Source organism: Nostoc sp. UCD121 (genome assembly GCF_014222285.1).
Lineage (GTDB): Bacteria > Cyanobacteriota > Cyanobacteriia > Cyanobacteriales > Nostocaceae > Nostoc.
On sequence record NZ_JACKZS010000183.1, the window covers coordinates 1 to 15,586 of the forward strand.

A 15,586-nucleotide genomic window follows, 5' to 3' on the forward strand; every position below is an offset into this window, starting at 1 on the left:
CAGTAAACCAAAAAGTTTTTCCCAAAGAGCGATCGCTAATTCAGTTTGCGTATTTCGAGGTGCTATATAATACTAAAATTATAAATAATGCTTATAGCATCCTGAAAGATTTCCAAAAATGAAATGATGAGAGTAGTGTGTAGCATATTGACTGAAAAAATTGAGCGTTTCATCAGAAGAACTGGCAATAACCGCCTCAGAAACCCTTGATGAGGTTATTGAGTGTTTAGTAGAAAATTTTTCCATTGAAACTCAGGGGGGATGTGACCAGCAAACTTTATTTGAAATTCTAATTAAGGCAGCTAGTAGTGGAGATAGTATTGAAAATACAGCCAAATTATTAAAGAACGTTCCCACAGCTAATGATATTAGATATCATCTCAATAAAATCAAAAACTTTGAAGAATTAGAGGCGCAAATAAATCAAGCGCTGAAAAGTCGAATTCCTTTAGGATTGAAAAAAGGCTCTTTAAAAATAGCGATTGATTTAAATTTAATTTGTTATTATGGTAAGCCAACACCAGAGGAATCAGCATACATATATCGAAGTCAAGTTAAAGCTGGTACTCATTCATTTTACGCCTATGCAACTTTATATGTGATTACTAAGAATAAGCGTGTAACCCTTGCAATTAGGGGTGTTCGCCAATTAGATACTAGTGTTGCTCTGATTACATATTTATTAGCAGAACTCGACTCTCTTAAAATAAATGTGAAGAAACTCTATTTAGATAGAGGTTTTTTTAATACTCCTGTAATCCGATGGTTGCAGGCACTAGATATTCCTTTTCTTATGCCTGCTATCAAGACGGGAAAGAAAGGAGGAATAAAGCAATTTTTAAAAGGCAGAAAAAGTTATAAAACTACTTATACAATAACCAGGGATAAAGATGATTCAGTTACATTTGATTTATGGATTATTTGTAAATATCGAAAGGGAAAGCGTAATCAGCATGGAGTTCAATACTTTGTTTATGTTGCTTACAAGGTAAAAACAAATTTAGATTACATCTATCAAGATTATCGAAAAAGATTTGGGATTGAAACTAGTTATAGACTGAAAAACATTTGTCGGATTAAAACTAATAATAAAAATCCTGTCTTGAGATTACTATTTGTTGGTATATCCTTTCTTCTTGTTAATATTTGGGTTAATTTACTTTGGCTCAGAATCAGCCGAAAAAGGAAGGGTAGTCGATTAATTTATCGCACACTTTTTGTATTAAAACAAATGTTAGCATTTTTATCTCAAGCTATTGAGCGAAAATATCAAGTCGTTGAAAGCATCTATATTCCATCAGGTTAATATTGACCATTTTCGGCTAGCTAATCATAAGTAATCATAATCTATAATATGCCTGCTAGTCAGAATACTCTGTATTTATAAGTATCATAAGCTACATTTAGTCTAGCAATCGCTCTTTGGGAAAAACTTTTTGGTTTACTGCCAATTGATTAACTAGTCGTAGAATTACATAGTTGTGATTTTACTATCAGTGATTTAACGTTGAAAATACGTAATATTAAGGGCTTTTAAAGAATAAATTATCCAAGATTATTTCTATATTTATATGAGCAGAAAGCCTTACAAACCTAAGATGGGAAATTTTTTAATTGGGAGCCTTTTATCTCAAAATACTAGTTAACAGTTAATTAATTTAATCTCAAATTATTCTGATTTGAGAATGACATGCTGAAAAAATAAGTATATATTGACACTAAAAGTTTATTTTAATATATGTCAGTATTTTCTATTAAATGCAAATCATAATTATCACCTACTTGGGGGAATTTACATAGCTTGTCAATGCTCAAGTTTCTGATTTTTAATGGCATACTTGCAATCTTGAGTATGGCAACACCCTGTTTAGCTTTACCTCTATCTCCAGGCGATCGCGTCAAGGTGACTATCCCAGAAGGAACAGAGTTCAGTGGGATTTTTGAAGTTAACTTAGAAGGCAATCTAGAAATCCCTTATCTAACTCCGTTACCTGTTGTGGGTTTAGAACCAGAACAAATTGAACAAAATTTAACTACAGCTTTAATTGATGGGGCTTTTTTTCAACCCTCCTTCCTTCAGGTGAGTTTGAGAGTGGTGCAATGGGGGCCTGTGGAGGTGTTTGTCAGTGGGGCAACCTTTTTACCAGGAAGGGTATTCATCAATGAACTTTCCCCAGGAGAGAAAACACAGGCGCCTGTGCCGGTGTCAGGAGAATATCCTTTTAAGCGTTACTTGGCATCTGCTATCCGCGATGCTGGTGGGATTAAACCTACTGCTGATATCAAAAACGTTCAATTGATCCGCGACAGAGAAACCCGAATTATTGACCTATCTGGAATGTTTACTGGTGAACCTTTTGCCGATGTGCCATTAATCGCTGGCGATCGCATCATCATCCCAGATTCAGGAAAAATGCACAACGAACTCATGCGTCCTTCCCCAATTACCCCGACTGGGGTGAAAGTATTCCTTTCCAATCTCACCGTCCCAGCTACAGGTAACGCCAGTTCTGGGGTTGGTCGTGATGCCACTTCGTTTCCTTATGGTGCCCGTTTTTCCCATGCGGTGGTAGCAGCCAACTGTGCTGGGGGGACAAGGGGAACAAATGCCGAGCGCAAAGCAATTCTGGTAACTACAGAGCAGTTGACTGGGAAAACTACTTACTTGCAGCGTCATGTCAACGATTTGTTAACAAATTCTACTAGCGATGCTAACAACCCTTTTCTACAAGCTAATGATATTGTGACTTGCTATGACTCAAGAGTCGTGCAATTTCGGGATGTCATCCAAACTATTTTATCCCCTATCCCTATTCTGCGGGATTTATTCAGATGACACAGCGACTATTCATTTTCAAAATATTACATCTGGGGAGTTTCCTTAAAGGCCGTTGGCTGCGCTATCTCATCCTCAGTGCTTTAGGTAATACTTTTATTTGGGGGTCATCACTTCAGTATTTGAAAGTCACCAAACCTACCTATACCAGTGAGTGGGCTTTAATGCTAAGTAGTGGTAGTTTTGGCGTTAGTGTCAACCTTCCAGGAATTGGTCAAGCATCTTCCTCCAGTGGTTCGGCTTTAGGTAATTCGACTTACGATCCTCGGGAAAACTTTGAGTATATTTTTACTAGTGAGCCAGTTTTAAAACACGCAGCAGCGATCGCCAAAATTCCGCCTGAGAAATTTGGCAAGCCGCGAATCAAACTGTTAAACAACACAACAATCATGCAGTTTGAAGTCACTGGTAAAACTCCCAAAGAAGCACAGAATAAATCTTTGGCTTTCTATCAAGCGATAGTACACAAAGTCAATGTCTTACGATCTAGGGAAATTTCTCAGCGAGGGGAACCTTCTCAACAAATTCTGCTTTCTGCACGACAGAAACTACAACAGGCTCAGAAACGGCTCTCGGAGTATAAAATGCGTTCTGGCCTGAATTTTCCCGATCAAGTAGGTAATTTATCTACGAACATTGAACAGTTGCGACGGCTGCGAGCAGAAACTCATGCTCAAGAGCAGATGGCTAACAAACGAATGCAGCAACTATCCCAGGATTTAGGACTTTCCCCCGCAGAAGCCGCAACAGCATTTCTCCTCCACGTAGACCAAATTTTTCAACAAAACCTGAAGGACTATAGTGAAGCTACAACCACTTTGGAAGTGTTAATGACTAAATTTGGTGTTAACCATCCCCAAGTAGTTAAAGAAAGCAAACGCCAACAAGCTGCTTGGGATGCCTTACTTCAGCGCAGTGAAGAGCTATCAGGTAAACCTTTGACTGCCTCTACCATCAATCGGTTAGCTTTGGCTGTGAGTGGATCTGGGCGCGATACATTATTCCAGAGTTTGGTGTCTTCCCAATCAGATCAAGAGGGGCTGAAAGCTCAAGTCAAAGGATTGGACTCAGCGATCGCTCAGTTAGAAAAGCGTCTAGATAATCTCTCTAAAAAGCAATCAATCTTAGAAAACTTGAAGCGAGATCAACAGATTGCGGAAGCAATGTTTGCGTCTACCCTCACCAAATTAGATTTAGGGGAAGGAGACGTTTTTTCCACCTATCCTTTGATCCAGCTGGCGATGGAGCCTAGTTTGGCAAATGAACCCACTACTCCCAAAAAGAACTTTATCCTCGCTGGAGCGGCGGCAGGTTCACTCTTTTCTACCCTTGGTCTTTGTTTGCTGTGGATACGTAAACCTTGGATCGAGAAGTTGTCCAAATTCATCTCCTGATCAAGACTATTTTCAACACTATGAAAACTAAGACTAAGGAAAATGACCTCACACCATTAAATGTGCCAGAAAAAGTTGTCTGGTGGGCGATCGCTAATACTTATGGCATCTGGGTTGTGGGCGGACTATATGTTGTAGGCGCTCTGCTAGGTTGGCTACTGCTACTATTTTTACTAATTAAAGTCTTGGCACAAACTCAAGACACCCCAGCCGAGGAAAAAATTAGCATTTCCTTGTCTTTGTGGATTTGGATTGCCGGAATGCTGATCATGGAAGTGACATTGATAGTCGGACATCTAGACTACAATCTGGAAACAGGTCTAATCATTAAATCCAGCATTGGCTGGGCTAAAGGTTGGGCTGGACTAGCCCTTTACCCCTTAGCAGGGTGCTTAAATATCCGCCCTCAGATAATTTATCGGGCTGTTTGTATCGTGGGTTTTCATACCCTGTTGATTATCCCTTTTTTACTATTAACTCCTTCTCTGCACCTACCCCAAGTCCTTTATGTCTCGCCACTCAAAGCCGTAGGGGGGCCAGGTAATGAATTTTTTGACGTGCCTCTATATGAAATTGATGGCAGCACAGGTGACTTGCGCTGGCGGCTATTTACCCCTTGGGGACCAGCATTGGGTTTTGTTGGTAATGTTTACTTTATGTTGGCCTTGCAAGAAAAAAATAAAAAATGGCGCTGCTTAGGATTAGCAGGATCAGTAGTCATGTGCTTCGTTTGTAAATCTCGTTTAGCTCAGGTTTGCATCGTTATCATCCCCTTGCTGACAACACTCTTCTCTGGTTTAGCGCGGCCAAAAACGCTAATTGGGCTGGGTTTTGCTAGTTACCTAAGTGGCATTTTCTCCCCATCAATTATTCTTTCCTTTAATAATTTTTGGGAAAGTTTCAAAGCAGCACGAGCCGGATCTACACGGGTACGCATGGCTTTAAAAGACATTGCTATATATCGCTGGAAAACAGAAGCGCCAATTTGGGGACATGGCGTGGTAGAAGAAGGCCCCCACATTGTTGAACACATGCCCATTGGTTCACACCACACCTGGGCGGGTTTATTATTTGTGAAGGGAATTATCGGGTTTATGGGTCTAGCTATTCCCTTAGCTTTCAGTTTTTTTGATTTGTTAATTAAGTCAACGGACAGTAGACGAGAAACCGCCAAAGTTGGTTTAAGTATTGTGATGATCTTATTTCTCTATACGTTTGGTGAAAATTTAGAAATATTAGTTTATTTATATTGGCCAGGATTATTAGCTATGGGTATTGGTTGTCAAGAAAAACCAAAGCTTACTTAGAGTATTTCAAATAAAAAACAATCCCAAACTTTAGTTATTTTCAGACAATATAGCGCCATACAGTTCAGATAAGACCAAAACACTTGTAGAGACGGTGATTTATCGCGTCTCAAAAACCCAAAATCTTTGCCAATAACCCTTAATTCAACAGTATTGCAGACAATTGATACCATTACCCTTTTAACTTCTTCTTTCTTTGTGTCCTTCTCTTACGAGACGCTGCGCGAATGCGTACTTTGCGGTTCGTTTTTTTCTTATACTTAAATATGGTTTAGCGCATCTTCATACAGAATCAGTATAAATAAGTCTGCATGATAAAACACATAATTTAAAACCGTGTTTGATACTCCACTACTGCACGACTATCATCAGTTAAATTAGTAGAGGCACGCACACGAAATTCATCATTTATCCGGTAATTAACACCCCATTGAAAAGGATCATTTGTTGTCAAAATCTTAATACTGGAAACAGAGATTTTGGTAGAAATATCGACCCCAGCCTCGGCTGCTAATTCCAAAGTTGAACTACTCCTTCCAGCTTCGGGATTCTCAGAAATAACGGTAGGAAATATCCGCAGTTCACTTAAACCAAAGGTACTCCCAATCTGGTTAAAAGCAGACTGAAAATTATTGAACACAGCCGAACCTGCAATGTTAATCAGTCCCAAAGTACTGTCGCCACGCCCTTGAGTGTCTACAAATCCACCTCCTAAAAGAGCTACAATTTCGGTTTGACTACGTGACGGACTACTTGTTAATTCTAAATTTTCATTGAGTTTGCTGGCTAGACCGTTGATAGTGGCTTCGACTCGAACACTCTCTAAGGCTGATAAACCTGTGGAATTTACTTTACCGAAGTCATTACTTTGAGTTACGTCCAGTACTTTGGCAAATAGCCGAATATCTAAGTTGGGGTCGCGGGGTTCAGAGGGACTAAAAGTTGCGGTGTGTTTATAGCCACGAGCAAGGTTAAATTGGGTAGTAAATAAATTCACCCCTCCTTGTTCTAACTGGATAGTACCATTGGGTACGGGCTGATTGATCGAGCCGTTAACGATGAGATTACCAGTGGCGCGGAAGTTAAGAATAGGGGGTCGGGTAATTTGGACATTTTTACCGAGTTCTAAATCTAGATTATTAAATCTAGCGATACCTGACGGCAAGCCTTGAGCCAACGCATTTCCCTTGCCATTCCCAATTTCCGCTTTACTCTGCTTATTATCTTTTGTGGGTGATACACCGAGACTACTATTTGCAGATGAAGTCGCATCGGTAGATTCTGCCAGCAATACCTGACCGTCAAATAAACTTACTTTACCGCCAATCGCTGGGTTAAGGGCAGAACCTGTAATCTGCAAATTGCCACTAGCGCCTCCTTGGTAAAGTCCCTTGAGATTTAAGGCTAACTGATCGAGATTAACGGTTAGGGGATTGGTGATACTCACGTTCTGATTGTTGAAAATGGGAATTTCTCCAGCAGCCTCCACCTTCCCACGGCTAAATCTACCCTGAAGATTTTCAACTAAGATGCTGTCAAAATTAAACAGTACTTTACCTGTGACACGTCTTAGCTTACCTGGCAATGCCTGAGCTGAAAAAGTAGCATTATTAACAGTAGCAATTCCATCTACTTGCGGTTTTTGCAATGTTCCGCGTACTTTAAGGTCTACTTCTCCTTCACCTTTTTCAAAAACCACTTGATTCGTCAATGCGTTTAACAGTCCTAATCCCTCATTTTCCAACTTCACATCCAAACTAATTTGGTCACTGTCTGGTGCAACGGTTGCAAAAGGCAATTTATAAGGGATACTGCCAGTAATATCAACAGGTTTTGGCCCTGCAACTGCTACAGTACTACCAAAGTTTAAGCGTCCGTTGGCATAGCTGAAACTTGCCCTTGCCGATTCTATTGCTTTTTGATTCAATAATCCGTCTGTGATTTGCAATTCCCCTCTAGCTTGGGGATTAGCAATACTGCCTGCTAAAGCTGCTGTACCATTAAGATTCCCTGTAATTCCAACTGGCAGTTTTACAACATTATTCAGTAGTTGCACCGGAAAATTATTCACCCGCAACTGGCCAGATTGTTCATCACCGCCAACGTTACCCGTAAAGGCAATCAACCTGTTTTGAGATTCGATTCGTAAAGGTCGCAAACTCAAAACACCGTTTTCAAAGTTGCCTTCGGCAATCACTTTGTCAGCAGTATAAAAACGATTTATTTCTTCCTTTTTACCCCAAGCAAAGTTTTGTCCATTCAAATTAAAATCCACTGATAATCCATTGGCTGTAGCTGTATTTACAGCTACTTCCCCGTTGAAAGTCCCCTTTAAGTCTGCCAAATCTGGTATTGGAGTGGAGTTAAGTCGCTGTTCTTGCTGTTCTGCTACCAAAGTTTCAATTTCAGAAAACCGTTGGATTTGGGTTAATAAGGGTTGATTTGGTACTCCTTGGGGGGTAGTGTTTAGATCCTCTGCTGTGCCGTAGATTTCTGCTGAACCACCTGGCAAATTTTGTAAATCAAATATTTGTGTTAAAGCTAAAACATCTTGGATCTCTCCTTGGCTGACGTTCAGTTTACCTTGGAGTTGAGGCCCTTTAGAGCTTTGGGCAAACGTACCGACAAGGGCGTAGCTACTTTTACCTTTGACAAATTCGCTGTTGGTAAGTGTGCCTTTTCCATCACTGTAGCGGAATTGAGCAGCTATTCGATCGCCGCGAAGCCAGCCAATGTGCGGATTAGCGATCGCTAAATTCCCGGTTGCTGCCAATGTCTGCTGATTAAACAGCAAATCTCCAGTTAACAACCCAGTTATCTTACCAGCACCCAATCGAGTAATTGCTGGCGGAGTCAAATTCAATATTTGTAAAGGGAAATTGGCAACTTTCAGCGCCCAATTATTCCCTTGAACGTTACCTGTGGCTGATGCTTCCTGCCATTTTACTAAGAAGGATTTCGGGCGATTATTGGCATCTAAATTGAAAGATAGGCGATCGCTATTACCTGCCAAGTTTAAACTCAAACCGCGTCCCTGGGCTGAATCAATGTTTCCAGTTAACAACGGCTCAAAAGCAATATCTTGAACAACTAAGTCTCGTAAATTAATTTGCCCTACCACATTTGGCAAGGGCAGCTTACCAGTGATTTGTCCATTAAAATCGACTCTACCCGCCACAGCAACCTGATTAGGAAAATTGATCGGTAACTGTTTTAAGTTGTAATTCTGCGCTTGGACATTGAGATTTAAGGCAGTAATTTCCGGTTTACCTGCCTTTTTTGCATTGGCTAATATATTACCACTCACACTTAAGCCGGGAGCAGTTGCTCGCTCAATGGTCAGCCTTTCACCACTCCAAGCGATCGCAGCCGTTAGGGGTTGCTCAAGACCAGGGATACCTTGGGATAATTGCACCTGTCCAGCAGCACGCACATCAGCTAATTTGGATGATCCGACATTGCCAGCTAATTGTAACTGACCGCCAAACTGACCCCGCAATTGCTGATTGAACCGATTTAACTCCACACCGTCAGCATTAACTACAGCTTGATAGCGACCATTAGCCAATTGGATATTAGAAGCTGCGATCGTTCCACCTGCAACATCTAACCTTCCCTGACCGCTAGCTTGGATAGTTTTTGGTTGGAAGGACTCAACAGAACCCGCCACGTTTGCTTGACCATTTAACGTCCCTCGTAGCTGCGGTGGTACTGCTGCCAACTGCTGCAAAGGTACATTATTTGCCTGAACTTGTGCCTGATAGAAACCATTAGCAAGTTTGAGATTAGAGGCTGTAATAGTCCCACCCGCAACATTTATCTGCGCCTGACCGCTAGCTTGGATAGTTTGCGGTTGGAAGGATTCAACAGAACCCGCTACGTTTGCTTGACCAGTTAACGTCCCTTTAAATTGCGGTGGTACTTTTGCCAATTGCTGCACAGGAACATTCTTAGCCTGAACTTGCGCCTGATAGACACCATTAGCAAGTTGGATATTAGAGGCCGTAATAGTTCCACCCGCAACATTTACCCGCGCCTGACCACTGGCTTGAATAGTTTGCGGTTTAAAAGAATCAACAGAACCCGCTACATCGAACTGACCAGTTAACGCCCCTTTAAATTGCGGTGGTACTTTTGCCAATTGCTGCACAGGAACATTTTTAGCCTGAACTTGCGCCTGATAGACACCATTAGCCACTTGGATATTTTTAGCTGTAACCTTACCACCGCCAATAGCAAGGCTACCCTCACCAGTGCCACGGAGAGTTTTCAGGCTGAAATTATCTCTGTTACCTGCGATTTGGAACGTACCCGCCAAAGGATTGTTTAAAGCTGGGGGAGACTGTTTCAATATTTGCCCTAACCGCACACCATTAGCTACAAGTTGAGCAGAGAAACTTTGGTCTTGCAGTTGGACATTAGAAACTGCTACCGTGCCGCCGCCAATTTGAACTCCTGCGCCATCAGTGCGAATCGTGGCAATTTTAAATGGTGCTGTGTTGCCTGAGAGGATGAGACGACCATTGAACTGTGCCTCCGCCAAAGAGACATTTTGTAGTTGACTTTTGTCTACAAAGGGTTCTAATTTTACGCCAGAGGCAACAGCCACAGCTTGCCAACGCTCATTAAGATAACTACCAGTTGCCCGGACTGTGCCACCACTTACATTCAGAGCCACATTGCGGAAAGAGACGTTGCGATTTGGAGCGATCGCAACTTCGCCAGTTCCGGGGTAAGTTCCATTAGGTGCTTGGAATTGTACCAAAGTTTGGACATTGGTAGGAGCGCCGGTTAATTGAGCTGTAGCTGAGACATTGCCGATTTGGAACGCAGGTGTTGTTTCATAAACTTTTGCGATCGCATCCCCTGGAACATTCTTGGCGGCGAAATTTAAATCTAGTCGCGGTGTTTTACCAAGTTGAATTGTGCCAGCGCCCGTGATTTCACCACCAACTTTAGCTTTACCTTGAATATCTTTTAGGGTAATTAAAGAGGAACTAGAACTAGTAACAAGCTCAAATTTACTACTGATGCTATTGAAATCAACTTTATCAATGCGGGCAGTTTGGATTGTGGCAACTGTGCCTGAGATAATTGGCTCTTTAGTTGATCCGGTAATCTGCAAATCTGCTTGTACTTGTCCAGCGATCGGCACAGGTAGTTTTACCTTGAGGGTATCCTGGGCATTAGCCAAACTCACCGCATTTACACGCCCTGCCAACTTAAAACCTGCTTGAGTGTCGATGATTCCCGTAGCCACTACAGGAATTTTGCCGTAGTTGGTAGTAACATTGTTTAGTTGCAACTCCGTTCCCTGAAAACGGAGATTTCCTTGGCTATTGCTCAACAGTTGCGAGACTTTGGGTATTTGAAGTGTTACCCCTTGCACAGCCGCATTGCCATACAATAAAGTCTGTTGCCCTGGTGTCAACCGAATTAACAAGTCGCCATTAGCTCGACCCGCCTGTAAGTTCACTGGTAACTTAATCAACCGAGTAATATCCGCAGCCAGCAAATCTTGTGCTTTCACTTGAAAGTTGCCCGCTAGCACCTTAGAACGTGTCTCTCCCTGAATGGAAATATTACCACCACTGTCTGCTTGTCCCCCCACTTCAAACCGGATTAACTGGTTGTTTGCTAAAAGTTGGGCAGAACCGTTAAGTTGAGAAAATGTTACGGGAGAGGTGGTAGACGCGGAAGATATTCCTTCCCCTGCTCCCCCTGCTCCCCCTGCCTCCCCTACCTCCCTTCCTCTCTCCTGCGGCATCAATGCCAGCTTGGCATTACGAAACCGCAAATAGTCCAAATCAGTTTTAATTGCACCGCCTCCACCTGACGACGCGATGCTAGTGGAAACCCAACGCCCTTGGTCATCCTGGTCAATGTAAATATCTGGGTTGACTAAGGTGACATCTAGCTTGAGGTGGCGGTTAAAGATTAGTTGTAACGGGTTAAAACCCACCTCTACAGATTCGACTGTCGCCCGATCTGGATCTGTCGGTGTGGCTGGGATAGCTGAAGCGCCAAACTGCACTCCCGTTAACGAAAATTGTGTGACTTTTCCCAGTTTTACCGGACGGTTGAGTGTAGTAGTCAGACTTTGTTGTGCCAACGGCGTTAACTCTGTTTGGACAAAAGTCCACAACCGCCAAATACCGATGATAACTCCTAACAGTAAAAGTCCACTCAAGGCAATGCTACCCCGACTCAACACCAGCAACCACAGACGCTTGCGGATAGGGGAGGGGGAGTGAATATCTTGATGGGGAGATTTAGTCATTTGCTTTCACTGTATTAATTGCCGGATGTCGCTGGCACACACAAGCATTAACTGACACATTGATTCAGTATGCCATTTCCAGGATACGCCAAGTAAAGCAAAGACCTCATTAGTTAAGTTACGGTATTTGCTTGATCCAATACTTATGCTTAATAATTTTGGCGTTTTCAGGAAAATCTGAATAGAGTGAAAATTCTTCTTGTGACTTTCCTTGAGGTACAACGTAGAACTTTAATATGAATAGACCTTAAAAAAGACAGATGATTACACCAATGCGTGTTTTTGTGTTGATTTTTAACGCTCGAACGGAAAATGAGGGGATTCACACGATTCGGGAAGGCGATCGCAATAAAATTCTGATGTTTGAATCGGAAGACGACGCGACGCGCTTTGCCCTAATGCTGGAAGCTCAGGATTTCCCCGCACCGACACCAGAGCCAATCGATGCTGAGGAAATCAAGGAATTTTGCGAAAGTGCTGGGTATGAATGGGAAATCATCCCAGAAAACAGCAATTTAGTTGTCACTCCCCCAGAACTGAACGTAGAACAAACTGACTGGCAAGCAAACGCCCAGAAGGAGGATACTGTTGAAGACACCTTCCCTCTCAATCAACAGCCACTAGAAGAACCAGAATTATCTGATTCTGAACTAGAGAAGATGCGTCGCAAATTGGAAGGATTGCTTTAATTAGTCATTAGTCATTAGTCATTGGTCATTGGTCACTGGTCATTGGTCGCTAACTGACTAATGACAACGGACAACGGACAAAGGACATAAGGATAAATGACAAACTTGCAAGAACGTGGGCATCTTTTAACCGAGCTGGTAAATCCTAACAGTCTTAACTTAGACCAGCTCAGTTCTCTGGAATTGGTAGAACTGTTTAATAGTGAAGATCAAAAAGCAGTTGCGGCGGTTGCAGCGGCGAAAGTTCAGTTGGCTGAAGCGATTGATAGCACCGCAGAACGTTTGCGTCACGGAGGACGCTTATTTTACATTGGCGCGGGTACAAGTGGTAGGTTAGGGGTGCTAGATGCTGCTGAGTGTCCACCTACTTTTTGTACGCCCCCAGAGTTGGTACAGGGGATTATTGCTGGTGGTGCGGGTGCGCTGGTACGCAGTTCGGAGGATTTAGAAGATAGCATCGAAGATGGTGAGGCTGCGATCGCTGGGCGACACATTACCCAGCTAGATGTAGTTGTCGGTATTACTGCTGGTGGGACAACACCTTATGTCCACGGTGCCATTCATGCAGCTCGTCAACGGGGAGCCAGTACTATTTTTATCGCCTGTGTTCCGGCTGAACAAGTTAGCATTGATGCCGATATTGACATTCGCCTATTGACAGGGCCAGAAATCATCGCCGGTTCAACTCGCCTGAAAGCTGGTACAGTCACGAAGTTAGCTTTAAATATACTTTCCACAGGAGTAATGGTTAAACTAGGTAAGGTTTATGGTAATCGTATGGTGGATGTGGCAGTAACAAATCAAAAGTTACGCGATCGCGCTTTACGAATATTGCAAGACCTCACAGGCTTAAGTCGGGAAGCTGCTGGTTTTTTATTAGAACGTAGTGGCAAGTGGGTTAAACTAGCATTATTAATGCACTGGACTGGTTTGGAAAAAGAGGATGGCGATCGGCTTCTTTCAGAACACCAAAGTAATCTTAGGGCAGCTATTATGAGCTATCAAAACCACAACCAATCTTAAAGACATTTTCCTAAATAAATACTCTACAGGTGGCTGCTACTTGTCTGAGCAGCACACCTTTTTTTAAAGATAATATCCCCTAAAAAAGCTCGCTTCAATTAACTTGTATTAATAAATGTAAAATTAAATAAATATTTTTAACATTCACAGCCAATTTTAATAAATAAAGTTAAAAATTCCTCAATATTACTAATCATTTTAAACAAAAATTCAGAACTTATACGGATATAATTCCGTATGAAAATTATTAAAATAATCAGTTAATACTGAATGAATCCTAAATGATGTGGACTATAGCAAGCTACTTGATTCGTAAAGTCTACTGATAACAAACTGTATGAAATCGGATTTATAGATTAACAGGATTTTTGGTACTTTCTCATCATTGCCTTGATTTTAATAAACTTGATTTTGACTGCTATATATCAATTTTGATGTGTCTTCTGACCACTATACAACTAGTGTGGGTTTTTCAATAACTGGCTTTTTAATACAAGGAATAAAATATGACCCACTCGGAACTTATTCTTTCAAATAATTTAGTTAATGAATTTAAAACTTGTACTCAACTGCAATATAATGGCAAATTAAATATTAAAAGTTCAAAGGGTGGCCAATGGACTTTTTATTATCGCCTGGGACGTATTGTTTGGGCAACAGGGGGCACTCATCCCTTCCGGCGCTGGCGTAGACACATGGCTCAAAACTGTCCTCAGATTGATGTTGATAAATTGCTGTTGCGTTCACAAGACGTATCAATAGATTACTGGGATTACCGCCTTTTAGAAATCTTTTATAAAAAACAGAAAATTCAGAGAGAACAGATTCAGTCTATTGCCGAAAGCACCATAGCAGAATTACTATTTGACTTAGCATTGCAAGGAAATTTTGCTTCTATAACTTGCACTCGCAGTCAAGAAGTTATCCTCGAAACACCAATGAGCTTTACGAGTGCAGAAATGTCTGTAAAGCACATGCAAGATTCATGGAAAACTTGGTCAGCCGCTGGTTTAGCAAATTTTTCTCCTAATTTGGCACCGGTTTTGCGGCGACCAGAACAACTCCAACAGATGGTAAGTCTATCTGTCTACAAAAACTTTTTGAATTTAATCAATGGTAAATTCACTCTCTTAGATTTAGCTGTGAAAATGAAGCAGAGTGTACTACCACTCACCCGTTCGCTGCTTCCTTATATCCTTAAAGGAATCATCGAATTGGTAGAAGTACCTGATATGCCATTAGTAGTGACTGAGACTAACAATAAGCCTCCCACTACACAACCAAAGAAACCGAACGCTCCATTAGTGGCCTGCGTAGATGATAGCCCTCAAGTCTGTAAAATGCTAGAGGATATTATTACTTCCAATGGACTAAGGTTTATTAAAATTCAAGATGCTGTACAAGCACTCCCAACCCTGATTCAAGATAAACCAGACCTAATTTTCTTGGACTTGATTATGCCAGTTGCCAGTGGTTATGAAATCTGCACTCAGTTGCGGCGAATATCAGCCTTTGCCAATACACCAGTGATTATATTAACAGGCAGTGATGGTCTTTTAGATAGAGTTCGTGCCAAAGTAGTCGGTTCTACAGATTTTATTACTAAACCCGTAGCGCCTGACAAGGTAATGAGTATAATACGTAAATACTTACCTACATTGAGTGTTCCCATTGAGAAGAGTAAAGCCAATGTATAGGAATCCGCTTTGATTTCTGTTCGCGCAGCCTGGCGTAGGCATAGTTACTTGCTTTAACTAGTAATAGGCAAGAAGCAATGCGAAAAAAGCTTTTTTGGGTTCACTAAGTTTTTCAAAAATAGAATATAAGTTCTAGATAGGTTTGTAATTAGGGAGAATGAATAATTTTTATTGAATAATTAATCATCAGTTAGTCTGATTGGCTTAAAAATTTCATGTCTCAGTGTTGGACTATAACTCAGTAATACCCAGAACCAAATTTCTACAACCTATAGACTTTCTCGCGTTCATAAACATAAAAAGAAGCCAGAATTCAGAAGGACTAATTAGGTAGCAGTATGAAAGCTACTTAATTATTTT

At 41.5% G+C, this 15,586-nt stretch carries 8 protein-coding genes; 7 read left to right on the plus strand and 1 reads right to left on the minus strand.

The genetic code is table 11. From position 1 onward, the window contains the following. Positions 1–160 precede the first annotated feature (160 nt). The 4 genes from GNF10_RS27970 to GNF10_RS27985 all read left to right on the plus strand — a co-directional run bounded on the left by GNF10_RS27970 (position 161) and on the right by GNF10_RS27985 (position 5,537). The gene (locus tag GNF10_RS27970) at positions 161–1,306 is read left to right on the plus strand and encodes an ISH3 family transposase (RefSeq protein ID WP_260445864.1); all 1,146 of its coding nucleotides are present in this window, start codon (positions 161–163) and stop codon (positions 1,304–1,306) included. Positions 1,307–1,852: 546 nt separating this feature from the next. Continuing rightward, positions 1,853–2,836: a polysaccharide biosynthesis/export family protein gene (locus GNF10_RS27975; protein ID WP_260446081.1), complete on the plus strand. Its 984-nt coding sequence runs from the start codon at positions 1,853–1,855 to the stop codon at positions 2,834–2,836. Continuing rightward, the gene (locus tag GNF10_RS27980; protein ID WP_185585053.1) at positions 2,833–4,230 is read left to right on the plus strand and encodes a hypothetical protein; all 1,398 of its coding nucleotides are present in this window, start codon (positions 2,833–2,835) and stop codon (positions 4,228–4,230) included. The genes GNF10_RS27975 and GNF10_RS27980 overlap by 4 nt, the downstream gene beginning before the upstream one ends. Before the next feature lie 20 nt (positions 4,231–4,250). Next, entirely contained in the window at positions 4,251–5,537 is a 1,287-nt protein-coding gene (locus GNF10_RS27985) for an O-antigen ligase domain-containing protein (protein ID WP_185585052.1), read from the plus strand. 328 nt (positions 5,538–5,865) lie between these two features. Here GNF10_RS27985 and GNF10_RS27990 read toward each other — a convergent pair whose 3' ends face one another. Continuing rightward, complete coding sequence (locus GNF10_RS27990) at positions 5,866–11,817, minus strand: translocation/assembly module TamB domain-containing protein (protein ID WP_185607286.1); 5,952 nt, start codon at positions 11,815–11,817, stop codon at positions 5,866–5,868. A gap of 260 nt (positions 11,818–12,077) precedes the next feature. Here GNF10_RS27990 and GNF10_RS27995 point away from each other — a divergent pair, with 260 nt between their 5' ends. The 3 genes from GNF10_RS27995 to GNF10_RS28005 all read left to right on the plus strand — a co-directional run bounded on the left by GNF10_RS27995 (position 12,078) and on the right by GNF10_RS28005 (position 15,226). Beyond that, positions 12,078–12,506: a DUF3110 domain-containing protein gene (locus GNF10_RS27995; protein ID WP_012412248.1), complete on the plus strand. Its 429-nt coding sequence runs from the start codon at positions 12,078–12,080 to the stop codon at positions 12,504–12,506. A gap of 96 nt (positions 12,507–12,602) precedes the next feature. Then, the gene (gene murQ, locus GNF10_RS28000) at positions 12,603–13,529 is read left to right on the plus strand and encodes an N-acetylmuramic acid 6-phosphate etherase (protein ID WP_185580764.1); all 927 of its coding nucleotides are present in this window, start codon (positions 12,603–12,605) and stop codon (positions 13,527–13,529) included. Positions 13,530–14,035: 506 nt separating this feature from the next. Next, positions 14,036–15,226, plus strand: coding sequence for a response regulator (locus GNF10_RS28005; RefSeq protein WP_185580765.1), 1,191 nt, complete (start codon positions 14,036–14,038; stop codon positions 15,224–15,226). Positions 15,227–15,586: the final 360 nt, after the last annotated feature.